At 44.3% G+C, this 12,238-nt stretch carries 11 protein-coding genes; all 11 read right to left on the bottom strand.

Annotation, left to right across the window (positions count from 1 at the left end; all coding sequences use genetic code 11):
- Positions 1-66: 66 nt before the first annotated feature.
- The 11 genes from JMX82_RS06945 to betA all read right to left on the bottom strand — a co-directional run bounded on the left by JMX82_RS06945 (position 67) and on the right by betA (position 12,159).
- The gene (locus JMX82_RS06945; protein ID WP_201539998.1) at positions 67-480 is read right to left on the bottom strand and encodes a PaaI family thioesterase; all 414 of its coding nucleotides are present in this window, start codon (positions 478-480) and stop codon (positions 67-69) included.
- 29 nt (positions 481-509) lie between these two features.
- A complete protein-coding gene (locus tag JMX82_RS06940; protein ID WP_201539997.1) occupies positions 510-1,052 on the bottom strand; it encodes a DUF3124 domain-containing protein in 543 nt (180 codons plus the stop codon).
- 43 nt (positions 1,053-1,095) lie between these two features.
- Entirely contained in the window at positions 1,096-1,797 is a 702-nt protein-coding gene (locus tag JMX82_RS06935; RefSeq protein WP_045455117.1) for a potassium channel family protein, read from the bottom strand.
- Positions 1,798-1,854: 57 nt separating this feature from the next.
- A complete protein-coding gene (locus JMX82_RS06930) occupies positions 1,855-3,615 on the bottom strand; it encodes a TrkH family potassium uptake protein (protein ID WP_201539996.1) in 1,761 nt (586 codons plus the stop codon).
- Between the two features lie 386 nt (positions 3,616-4,001).
- Positions 4,002-4,943, bottom strand: coding sequence for a DMT family transporter (locus JMX82_RS06925; RefSeq protein ID WP_201539995.1), 942 nt, complete (start codon positions 4,941-4,943; stop codon positions 4,002-4,004).
- Positions 4,936-6,132: a flavin monoamine oxidase family protein gene (locus JMX82_RS06920; protein ID WP_201539994.1), complete on the bottom strand. Its 1,197-nt coding sequence runs from the start codon at positions 6,130-6,132 to the stop codon at positions 4,936-4,938. The genes JMX82_RS06925 and JMX82_RS06920 overlap by 8 nt, the downstream gene beginning before the upstream one ends.
- Before the next feature lie 50 nt (positions 6,133-6,182).
- Positions 6,183-6,605, bottom strand: a complete 423-nt coding sequence (locus JMX82_RS06915) for a hypothetical protein (protein WP_055125108.1) — start codon at positions 6,603-6,605, stop codon at positions 6,183-6,185.
- Between the two features lie 200 nt (positions 6,606-6,805).
- Positions 6,806-7,291: a hypothetical protein gene (locus JMX82_RS06910; RefSeq protein WP_201539993.1), complete on the bottom strand. Its 486-nt coding sequence runs from the start codon at positions 7,289-7,291 to the stop codon at positions 6,806-6,808.
- A 182-nt stretch (positions 7,292-7,473) separates the two neighbouring features.
- Positions 7,474-7,965 carry a M48 family metallopeptidase gene (locus tag JMX82_RS06905; protein ID WP_045447188.1) on the bottom strand — a complete coding sequence of 164 codons (492 nt, stop codon included), beginning with the start codon at positions 7,963-7,965 and terminating at the stop codon, positions 7,474-7,476.
- A gap of 190 nt (positions 7,966-8,155) precedes the next feature.
- Positions 8,156-10,201 carry a choline BCCT transporter BetT gene (gene betT, locus JMX82_RS06900; protein WP_055125110.1) on the bottom strand — a complete coding sequence of 682 codons (2,046 nt, stop codon included), beginning with the start codon at positions 10,199-10,201 and terminating at the stop codon, positions 8,156-8,158.
- A 257-nt stretch (positions 10,202-10,458) separates the two neighbouring features.
- Positions 10,459-12,159 carry a choline dehydrogenase gene (betA, locus tag JMX82_RS06895; protein ID WP_201539992.1) on the bottom strand — a complete coding sequence of 567 codons (1,701 nt, stop codon included), beginning with the start codon at positions 12,157-12,159 and terminating at the stop codon, positions 10,459-10,461.
- Positions 12,160-12,238 lie beyond the last annotated feature (79 nt).

The following is a 12,238-nucleotide window of genomic DNA, read 5'->3' as shown; positions in this document are numbered from 1 at the left end:
GACATTAATTTTTATAGAACTGCTTTTTTAGAGCCTATCCTCATTTTAAAAATGGGCTAAAAATAGCTAAACGTGCTGAGGCGGTACGGAATACGTACCAACCACATGAGCCACCATGTCGCGAGAGCCTTCAGAATAAAGCGCAACCTCGCCAACGATTAGCGTGCGCCCAACTTTCATCAACGTACACTCAGCGATAATACGTGCTTCTGCTGAGGGTTTACGCAAGAAGTTAATGGTCAAGCTCGTCGTCACCGTTAATGGCACAATACCTATTTTACCAAGTATCGCCACATAGAGAGCCACATCAGCGATGCTCATCAATACTGGTCCAGAGACCGTACCACCGGGACGCAATTCATTGTTACCAATATCGTGTGATAAGGTCGAGCGATTGTCACCGACTGCCTCGATGACACATTTGGTTTGTGGAAACTCTAACGCCATAAAGGCGACAATTTCTTCTTTGGTTGCAGACATATCCCTTCCTTGGATTTTATTATCCTTAATCAATGCACCACTGGCGTACCTTCTGTACTAAATGCAAAGCCTTTATTGCTAAAATTACCGATCATCACCGCCTCAATGACAGGCTTGACCGTCTCGTCTATCCCTTCGACTTCGATGATAAAGTTGGCGCCCGATCCGCCTTTATCCTCTTCTTTTTCGACGATATAATTGAGCGTGGCCATTGCTGGAAGCTCAATCGGTTTGTTTAAATAGGATTTTATAAAGGTTCCATCAGTGCCATAGTAGTCAATTTTATTGATGTATAGTGATCTTTTTAGCGTGGTATTGCGTACACTCAGAGTCGCTGATAGCAAGACTTTACGATTGTCTCTGTCAGTATAAATGTCAGAATAAATGGGCACATAAAAGGTTTGTTTATAGGAAAACTGGCTACGATCAACCGCTGTTGTCATCTCCAGCTCTTGAATGGGGTCTTGATGTTTTTCTGAATATAACACGTTCGGGTCTTGCGGCGTCTGATCACAGCCTGACAACAATGCCATCGTCGCAAGCAACAAAATGGATATAGTGCGCTTACTCATAAGTTTCCCCTTTACCTTTTCATGTCACGGCTGTTGCAAATGTTTATTTGATTTTCACACCGACACTACGCAGAAACTCGTTGATATGCTTGTTAGCACCGTAGATGACCAATACGTCTTTATCTTGCAATACTTGCTCAGGCGCCGCCAAACCTTTAATACTAGGCTTACTTTGCGTACGACCAAAGCTGTCTTCATAATACTCATAGCGCAGGGTACTAAGCAATCGAATATTGAACTTTTGCTCCAACTGCAAGTCATCAACGGTCTGACCAATCAACGACTTGGGAATGCTAATCTCTACCATACTGAAATGATCACTCAGCTCAAACGAGTCGACGAAATAACGTAGCGACAGCCGTTTGGCCCAGCGATTGGCCGCCTCTTTTTCAGGGTGAATAAGGTCGTCCACACCGATAGCTTGCAACACTTTTTCGTGCAGTGGATTGATACTACGGCTGATCAAACGTTTTGCTTTTAGGGTTTTAAATAATGCCGTCGCCATGACGTTTGCGCCTTGGTCTTCACCGATTGCGACAATAACGATATCGGTGTCGATAATCGGTAAACCATTGACAGTATATTCATCCGTGGCATCCATACAGATGGTATGAGAGATGACTTCCTTATACGCCTCAACCTTTTGCATGCTACTGTCAATGGCAATCACTTCGTGCCCCTGACGGGTCAACGCCATGCCTAGCGATGAGCCAAAGTTCCCTAACCCTACGATGATATATTTCATAACCTTATTAACCTTTTTCAGTATTTTTTAATGATGAAATGGCTTATTTACGACCATTTAATTGATCGTGATTTCTTCAGTTGGATAGCGATAATTGCGCTGGCGTCTATTTTTAAGTAGGGCAATAAAGATGGTCAACATGCTGACACGCCCAACAAACATAATGACAGACACCACTATTTTGCTAAAATCTGATAAATCTGCCGTCAAATTCAGACTTAATCCCACCGTGCTGTAAGCTGAAAAACACTCAAAAACCACCTTGATTAAATCAAGCTCTGGTTGATCATAGCTGATGAGCGTCACCCCCATACCGATGACCAATAAAGACAGCCACATAATAGAAAATGCACGGCGAATTGAGATGTCAGCAATCTGCCGCTTAAAGACCTCAACATTGGTCTGACCACGTGCCAAACTCAAAGTATTTAACAGTGCAATCGCAAACGTACTGGTTTTGATACCACCGCCCGTCGAGTTTGGCGAGGCACCAATCCACATCAAAAATATCGTCAACATAATCGTGGGAAACGCGAGTTCACCCATGTCGATGGTATTAAATCCTGCGGTTCGCGGCGTGGCAGCAGTAAACAGCCCTGTGACAAGCTTACCGAAAAAACTGCGATGGTCTGCCAGCACATTATTATATTCAAATATCATCACACCGATGAGACCTACCAGCAATAAAGCGCCCGTCGTAATCAAGGTTATGCGGCTATTAATATTGAGCAACCATGGTCGATAAATATAACGCTGATCATGGCGATATATCAGGCGCTCGGCACGATCACGCAAATAACGCAGCACATTGACCACAATGACAAAACCCATGCCGCCAAAGATAAAGGTCGTGGCGATAATCAGTTGTAATGGGTAATTAAAACGTAGCGCGTCATCATACATGCCAGCGCTAAATGTAGAAAATCCAGCATTACAGAACGCAGAAATCGCATGGAAAACAGAGAAGAATAACTGCTCAGACCAATCCATATCTGGTATGTCATAAATGCTAATATAAATGAGTGCCGCAGCCACTGCCTCAACGGCAAATGTCACATATAAGATGGATTTGAGGGTCGATACCACATCACCCATGCCGCGCATGTAAGACATCTCACTGATGCTCGCCTGCGTCTCATAACTGACCCCGCCCTTAAAGAAATAACTAAAATACGTCACAAAAGTCAAAATACCCAAGCCGCCGATCTGTATCAGCCCCATGATAATGACTTGCCCAAAAGTTGTGAAATAAGTCGCCGTATCTACCACGATGAGACCAGTCACACAGACGGCACTGGTCGCGGTAAAGAGCGCATCAATGAAAGACAGCGGCTGCGTCGTTGCATTGGGCATCATCAGTAGCAATGCACCGACCAATACCAATGACAGGAAGCTTAAGATAAAAAACTGTGCAGGGTTTAGAAAGGTACGATTAAGATTAAAATCATGGTCAGATATTTCACGAATAAAGGTCACAAAGACGGCAATTTTGATGGCAACGAAGCCATCAACAGCGACCGACATCCCAGAGCGCACCAAATCAGTGAAATGCGCTACCAGTAAAATGACAATCGCGATACTGGTCAGTAAGTCAAAGACCGCGACTTTATTTAGAGTCAGCGGCTTTTTGCTATAGAAGTAACGCCCTGCCGTCACAACAAAGCCTAAAAAAATAATCGCCAGATAAAAAATATGGAAAACCTGTTGTAGCCACATCGGCAGCGTGAAACCACTGTCTAATAAAGCAATGGCTACGCCGATAATACTAATGACAATCGTGACATTATTTAACAATCGATAACGCTTGGCTGCATGCATCGCCCTAATCCATGATAGGAATAACCACGATATTTATACTCCTTTTTTATGTTACTCACAAAAACTGATTTGAGATAATCGTAACCAATTATGATGCGCTGTTGAACACTCATACTTAGCCATGCTGATTGCTAAAATGGCTGTAGATAAATTATAGATTGGCAGTGACGGTAATATTTACGTTCTAACGAGGTTTTGTGAGGTTAGATTAGATAAAAAATGATTATTGTGAGGGTTGCATAGCGGCATTTCTACATAGTGACATTTTTAAATAGTGACATTTCTACATGGCTACACTTTTGGATAGTTACAGTGCAAACATATGCTCTAGTAGGGTCATTAGTTTATAGGTTGGCGTATTGAGCGCTATATCCTAATGGTCATCTTTACGTAGTTTCTATCGATGTGGTCGCCATTTTCACCCCGCCCCATGTCACCAAACCAACGCCCAGTGCGATCAATGAAGCACCCAAAAACAGCCCTTCTGGCGGCATCTCACCCTGCAAAAAAATAGCCACTGGCACACCGACAATTGCGCCGACCGATCCTAATAAACTTAATAAAACAGGACCGCCGGTTTTTTGTAGTAAAAACAACAATAAGAATTGACCTGCAAATACGGCGGCTTGTATGCCAATCAAACCTAGCGGCACCCAGTCTAGTGGCATATTAACTGAAAAATTAGGCAATACACTGAATGACAGCAGCAACAGCGACGCCGCGATTAGCATACCTGGCGCGAGTGCGCTAGGTGATGCCTTATCAGGCCAACGTAAGGTGCGATATATATTACCAATAGCCAGTAATACTGGCCCGCAAAGCGCGATCAAAATCCAAAAAACACTGGCGTCTGGCGTCAAAAACTTACGCGCTGCCAATACTCCTGCGCCAAGAAGCGCCGCGGCCACACCCAAAGCGCGGACGATATTAAATCGCTCCATCCGCAGTGCCAATGCGCCAAGATAAGTCAACAATGGTGGAAGCGAGATAATGAGCGCGACGAAACCTGCACCCACATGTGGGATAGCCGAAAACAGTAGTAAATTAGAACCTGCAACACTGATGAGCGCCGCCACAAAATAGTATTCAAAGCTACGCGCATTTAAGGGAGGTAATTCGTGGCGTATTAATGCAACGATCAATAAAATAACAGCAGCGCCCGTGATGGACCAAAAGAGAAATGCCAGTGGTGTAACACCTATCTCACCAGCATATTTTGCCAAATTGGTAGAAATACCAATCAGACCTCCTCCGCCTAACAAGCAAGCAAAAGGGATGAGCCATGTGCTGGTGTTGCGAGAAGCTGGCTGTTCTAAAGACTCACTCATCAACTATCCCATTGGATGGTGACGCTGATGACGATAGCCCATCAGACAAACCTAAATCTAAACCCTGTACTGCCTTATTTGCCGCGTCGATAGCACCAGCAATATAACCAGGAAACGCCTCTGACCATTCGCTTGCGCTACCCGTTAGGCAGTTTTGCCATACCCCTGTATTTGGCTTAGCGTTCGGTGCGACAGCATGTTGACCTGCGCCACTGGCATCAGCAGGCGTCGCGGTCAATGAATCTTGCGCCCAGTCTTTCAGATACTCAGCCGTTGGCGTCTCTGCCTGTGCGCCAAATAAACGTACCAACTGCGCTCGGCAATGGGCTTTTAGCTCTGTTTCAGAGACGCTTTGACGGACGTGAGCAGGAACCCCAAAGAAGCCAAATAATGCACCTTCGCCATCTACCAAGGACGCATCATGAATCTCAGTAAGTGGCCCTATTGCACTGCGCGCTGAACCCGATAGTCCTTGATTGCGCCAAAATGGCGAATCATAAACCGCCACATATTTGGCATGTGGCGCCATCCATGTCGCGGTCTCTTGCCATTCTGTTATCAACGCCTGTGGTAAAGCAGGTTCAAACTTGATGTTACTCGCCGCCAAACGAGGCGGTAGCGCAAGGAGCACATGCTGCGCTTGATAAGTATTTATTTGACCAGCTGTTATCTTTTCAGAGCTGCTCTCGCTCTCTATGCTGATACAGCGCTCAGTCTTGGTTACATGCTTTACAATTTGCCCCGTGATAATGCGCGCAGGATTTAAGCACACATACAGAGCATCAATGAGCGCTGCCATACCACCGACGAGGCGCATAGACGGTGGCGAGCTTTGATAGCCTTGGGTACGGATAGGTAACTGATTGGCAGCACGTTCAACCATCATGTCGCCGTCCTCGAATTGCGCAAAACGTGGTAAATCTAATGCCTCGATAAGACTGCTCAAATGCGGCTGATACTCTGGCCAAAACCACGATGGCCCTAAGTCGAAGCCATCGTTTGATTTTTCATTATCGACACTTTGACTACTAGCATTCTGATCTACTGATGATTTCGCAACAGCGATGCGCCCGCCCAATCTATCACGCGCCTCAAGCAATATATAATCGATGCCTCGTTGATCTAATAAAAATGCTGCATATAAGCCACTCAAGCCACCACCGATAATTACAATAGGTAGGTTTTGCATAACAAATCGTTCCTGCTTAGTTGAAGCTTTTTCAGTACTCAGTATCGAAGTTATTCAGCCAACAACTTGGTAAGCAGCTCGTCTATCTCAACCTTAAACTCTTTATCTTCAATCTTATTAGCCGTAATTTTGGCATTCTGTAGACTTTGAATAGCCGCTTCTTTGTTACCTGTCTCAAGCTGTAGAACCGCCATAGAAAAAGCAATCGACGACAGATGATCTTTTGAATTAATCGCAGTCGCTTTCGCTAAGGCCTTGTCATAAATAACTAAGGCTTCGTCTAAATCTTCGGTAAAGTCAGCCAATGTTTCCCACTGTTCTGGATGGTCTTTATCGGTATTTTCATTATCGTTACAAATGGCTTCTAATTCAGCATAAAACCCATCAAATGCTGCTTGATTGCCTATACGATCAGCTTCCAATAACTCTTCAGCTAAAGTATAAATTGCTTTATAAATTTTGGTATTAATCATTGCTCATAACCTTTTATGAATTAGGATCTATGGTACTTGTTTTTCAGCCAAGAGTACTTGGCGAATATTACTTGGTAAACAGTGCTTAGCTGGGATTATAACGCAATTCCACTAGCCAAAATGACTGACACAAAAAAAGGATGCGATAACTGATATCACACCCTTTCTATTCATCAAACTACTAATTATTTTTTATCTGCCTAAAAGCTCATTATCTTGGTGGTTTGATCGACCATTAGCGCCCCGATGTCAGCAGGATCAGCAGCACTCACGCCGTCAATCAGTGCCGATTGGTCAATACCCTTACCCGGTAGATAAAGCGCACAAACCTCAACCTTGGTATTGGTATTCTTCATGACCATTTGCATCAAACCCTGTGGGCTCATATTTTTAGGCGGTTGTGCTGTGGTCACACTTTTGGGTGCGTCACGGAGCGCCATATCACCGGCTGGACCGCAGAGCAATACTCGAGTATTGGCACCTTGCTGCGCTGATTGCATGGTCAGTACCATCGACATCAGCTGCACTTGAGCATCCTCTGATGTCACATTTATCAACACCGATGGCGTCGGTTTTTTATTCTCTGGAATGACGTCACTCTTTTGTGACATGGCATTGGTCGCTGTACAGCCAACCATCAGTGAGGCGGCGCTTATAGCAAGTGCAGTTGCAACTATCCGTTTCATCATCTTCTCCATTTATCAACCATCATTAAAATCATCGTTATTAAATTATACACTAAAATATATTAATAAAAGGTATAATATTATTTATGATAAGAAAGTTATGATAAGAAAGTTATGATAAGAAATACAATCTGTGGCGTGTCCTCATTTTGAGAAGAGAAGAAAAGAATACAGCACTGCGATCAACTCAGTTCGCGCCAGTGCAGCCACAACCGCGTATCAAGCTCAAACTGATGATACTCAGGCTCCATATGACAGCATAATTGATAAAAAGCTTTGTTGTGCTCATGCTCTTTAAAATGCGCCAACTCATGCACAACAATCATGCGCAAAAACTCAGGCGGCGCTTCTTGAAATAAGCTGGCCACGGTGATGCTGTTGTGCGATTTGAGCTTGCTGCCCTGTATGCGAGACTGGGTGGTATGAATACCTAGCGCATGTTTGAGAACCGTTAATTTACTGCTATAGCTGACATTCGATAACTGTCCCACTTTGCGCATATATTGGTTTTTTATCTCATTGATATACTGATAAAGCGCCTTATCACTTTTTATTTGGTGCTGAGTGGGATACTTTTTTTCTAGATATGCGCCCAATTTACCATCGCTAATCAGCAATGCCGCTTGGGTTTGAACTTGCTCAGAATAATGAGCGATGTACTTTAATGTGGTCACAAACTTATCCTTTGCTAATATTTCGAAACTGATAATCCGAAACGTATCTTTATATATTTTACCCTATATCTACTGATTTTATTTTTCATAAAACAACCCCATAAGCTGCATTCAACTTATGGGGTTGTTTGTTACGATGTTTTTACTTAAGTGTTTTTACTTAAATATTCAGGACGTGTTGATAAATCAATTAACGCTCTAAATGTAGATACTGCAAATGGCGCTCGTACTGATTTAAGATATCGACCAATACTTGCTCTTTGGAGTAACCTACCAAGTCATACTCTTGTGAGCCTTCACTCAAGAACACTTCGGCACGATAATAGTACTCTGCATTCTTAGTTGAGGTGCTCAATGTAAAGTTAGGACGCTCAGCTTTAATCAAATTAACTTCATAAATAAAGTCATCTTCATCGCCATGTCCAACTCGCAATTTTAGACCATCTATTTGACCGCTACTTTCATCCATGCCTTCATCTATATCTTGTCCGATATGTTCAGGGTTACGGATGTCCAAAGAGGTTTTTAGACCGCCTGCCGCAAATTCTTTTTCAACTTCCGTCATGGCAGGTCTAACCACATTTTGTAAAAAGCGTTCAACTTGTGCATGTCTAGGGAAACTGACGATACGTTGCAAGCGTGCTTTCCAACTCTTACCACTATCCAGCACATTAGCCGTACCAATCGTACTTGCCTTACGTTTATTACCTTCTTCTTTTAATGATCTCCACATCGACACCATATAGAGCACAAGGATGAGTGAGAATGGCAAACCTGCAATAACGGATACTGACTGTAATGAGGCAAAACCACCAGCAAATAATAATCCTAAAGTGATAAGACCCGTTGCTGCTGCCCAAAACAAGCGCAACCAAACAGGAGCGTCCGTGTCATTGGTCATGCCGCGTGAGCTCAAATTCGCTAATACTAACGCGCCTGAGTCCGCTGAGGTCACAAAGAATACTAAACCAATGACCACACCAGCGAATGATAAAACGTCACTGTAAGGAAAATACTCAAACAAGGCAAACATACCCATGGCGGCGTCATTAACAGCGATTTCACCAAGCTCAGTGGCACCATTAGCAACCAAATCTATCGCTGAATTACCAAAGATAGAGAACCAGGCAAAAATGAAACCAAGCGGAATAAACATCACACCAAAGACAAACTCACGCAAGGTACGACCACGGCTAATACGTGCGATAAATAGACCAACAAACGGTGCCCAAGCGACCCACCATGCCCAGAAAAAAATTGTCCAGCCTGATTTCCAGTCGGCACCAGCAGTACCGTCATAGGCATATACATCAAAAGTTTTAAAGAGAATGGTTTGGAAATATTGACCGATATTTTGGGTAAAGGTATTCAGCAAATACACCGTATTACCCATCACCAATATGGCGATTAATAGTAATATCGACGATAGCATATTAAATTCAGATAAGCGGCGGACGCCCTTTTCCACACCTGTCATCGCCGAAATAGCTGCAGCAGCAACGACACCTACAATAATAAGCGTCTGGACTGTTTTGCTAGATTCAATACCGAAAACATGGGTCAATCCAGCATTGGCCTGCAATACCCCAATGCCTAAGCTGGTGGCGATACCCATCAAGGTACAAACAACACCAAAGGTATCAATACCATCACCAAGCCAGCCCTTGATTAAACGCTCGCCAAAGATAGGCGTCAGTGGTGAACGCAGCGCCAATGGCATGTTTTTACGATACGCAAAGTACGCCAATGCCATACCGATGAGTGCATAAATACCCCAACCATGTAGACCCCAATGTAAAAAGGTTTGCGCAAGTGCTTCGCGCATGGCTTCTGCACTGGCAGGCTCCAGCCCCGTATGCGGCGTTAAATAATGCATCAATGGCTCAGAGGCACCAAAAAACAGTAAATCAATACCGATACCCGCAGAGAACAGCATCGCGGCCCATGCTAGGAAAGGAAACTGGGCTTTTTCGTGATCTTGCCCAAGCTTGATATCGCCGTATTTAGAAAAACCAACAAATAGTGCAAATATACTGTAAGCGGCAACCACCAGCATGTAATACCAGCCAAAACTCTCTGATACCCATGCCATGCTTGAGCTTAACAATGTCTCACTATAATCTGGAAACGCAATCGTCCAGATAATTAATAAAATAGAAATAATAGCTGAACCTAAAAAAACCGTCTTGTTTAGAGTCAGGGGTTTCGTCGCATCTTTTGATGGCGAGCTGTACATAAAAGACCTCAATAGGTAAATTAAACAGGGTCTGATATTGATTTGTCCGTCATAATTTGAGGACTGTATGACGCACAAAGCAGTACCAATAAATAAAAATTGCGATGTAAATAAAAATTTAAATGACAATCAAAGGCAGCCATAACAGTATTAAAAATACTTAATACGTTAGCGCTGATGAAAAAGACCTTTGCGTGGAAAGGTCTTCTTATTGAAATTGCTTATATATTTCATTGCCTAATAGCTCATATAGCTCTTTAGACAGTAGAGCGGTAAGCGCGCATCGGCTCAGTTCTAAGCGGTGCACCATTGGCAACGTAATAGTCTACCGTCGAGCGTGGCAACTGCTTACCACGCATCTTATCGACGATTTTTTCGGCAAGCATAATGGTGGTGGCGTTTAGATTACCACTGATGATATTTGGCATAATCGACGCATCAACGACGCGCAAGCCATCGATGCCGTGTACGAGTCCTTCGCCATTGACGACCGAATCATTACCTTCACCCATCGCACAAGTACACGAAGGATGGTAAGCGGTCTCGCTATGATTACGAACATATTCGTCTAGCTGCGCATCGGTCACCAAGTCATCGGTTGGCGCAATCGAGCGACCACGATAAGGGTCGAGCGCTGGCTGATGCATAATCTCACGGGTGATACGCATGGCAGCGCGGAACTCTTGCCAATCTTGCTCGTGAGACATATAGTTAAACAAGATGCTCGGATGCGCGCTTGGATCTTTTGAGGTCAGCTTGACGCGACCACGACTTGGCGAGCGCAATGAGCCCACATGCGCTTGGAAACTGTGCGACTTCACGGCACTACGACCATCGTAGCGCACTGCTAACGGTAGGAAATGATACTGAATATTAGGATGGGTAAACTTCTCATCGGTACGAATAAAACCGCCACCTTCGAACTGATTTGACGCGCCAAGTCCTGTGCCATTGAACAACCACTCGGCACCGATGGCAGGCTTATTCCACCATTTATTGGCAGGCGCAATCGACACTGGCAGCTTACATTCGTACTGCATATACAACTCTAAATGGTCTTGTAGATTATTACCAACACCCGGTAAATCTAAAATCTCATTGATACCCAAATCTTTAAGCCATTGACCAGGACCAATACCAGAGCGCTGCAATAATTGCGGCGAGGCAATCGCACCTGATGAAACAATCACCTCACGAGACGCGTAAAAATTCTTGGTTTGACCTTGATGCGCGACTTTAACGCCGACAGCGCGCTTACCGTCGAATAAGATTACGTCAGTCAATGCACCCGTTAAAATGGTGATATTGCTACGCGGTTTGGCGCGGTCGAGATAACCGCGAGCAGTCGAAGCGCGGCGACCATTAGGCGTCACAAAGCGATCCATCGGCCCAAAGCCTTCTTGTTGATAGCCATTTAAATCATCCGTGCTTGGATAGCCTGCTTGCACGCCTGCTTCGATCATCGCTTCAAATAAAGGATTGACCCCAGGTTTGGAGGTGGTCATCTCAACCGGACCGCCCACACCATGATAGTCATTCTCGCCAGCATCACGATTTTCTAACTTTTTGAAATACGGCAAGCAATCCAAATAGGTCCAATCTTCTAGGCCTTTGATCTCAGACCAGTCATCAAAATCTAAGGCATTACCACGGATATAGCACATCCCATTAATCAGAGACGAGCCGCCCAGTCCTTTACCGCGACCGCAATCCATGACGCGGTTATTCATATAGGGCTCAGGATCGGTTTTATAACCCCAGTTATAAGTAGTACCTTGCAACGGCATAGCGAGCGCTGCTGGCATCTGCGTGCGAAAGTCTAAGCGATGGTCTGGGCGACCCGCTTCTAACAGCAACACCTTAATGTTGGCATCTTCGGTCAAACGGGTGGCCAGCACATTGCCTGCTGAGCCTGCGCCAACGATGATGTAGTCATATTCAGGTGTGGTTGATGTCATAAAACGCTCCATAATATTAAAAAATCCATCATTTCATATCAGTAAGGCGGTGCCAAAAGGACAAATTAGTCCTAATAAT

The organism is Psychrobacter sp. 1044 (assembly GCF_904846525.1).
Taxonomy (GTDB): Bacteria; Pseudomonadota; Gammaproteobacteria; order Pseudomonadales; family Moraxellaceae; genus Psychrobacter.
Note: the sequence above shows the minus strand (reverse complement) of the source record. Positions and strands in the feature narration are given on the sequence as shown.